This is a genomic window from Pseudomonas sp. SIMBA_068, assembly GCF_046534705.1.
Taxonomy (GTDB): domain Bacteria; phylum Pseudomonadota; class Gammaproteobacteria; order Pseudomonadales; family Pseudomonadaceae; genus Aquipseudomonas; species Aquipseudomonas putida.
The window spans coordinates 1-239 of record NZ_JAWRYI010001541.1; the positions used below are offsets into that span (position 1 = coordinate 1).

A 239-nucleotide genomic window follows, 5' to 3' on the forward strand; every position below is an offset into this window, starting at 1 on the left:
GGTGGCGGGCAACGAGGCCCAGCACGCGTCATAAGTGTTTTGCAGTTGTGGGCATTCAAGGGCGAACTGTGTGGGACGCAGCACTTGGCTGGTCTCGAACATGAAGGCCATGGTGTTATCGATTTTGTGCGGCGCCAGCTCCACATTGATCGCTTTGGTGCAGGTCTCGCCATCCGGACCATGGGCACTCATGCAGCTGTGCAACGACGCACCACCGGGCAGGAAGCCTTCGGCCTTGG

Annotated in this window: 1 protein-coding gene; it reads right to left on the reverse strand. The window is 59.8% G+C overall.

Annotated elements, in window-relative coordinates; translation table 11 throughout:
* The coding region (locus SB756_RS34850; RefSeq protein ID WP_410913853.1) for a homogentisate 1,2-dioxygenase domain-containing protein at positions 1-239 on the reverse strand (239 nt) is incomplete at both ends.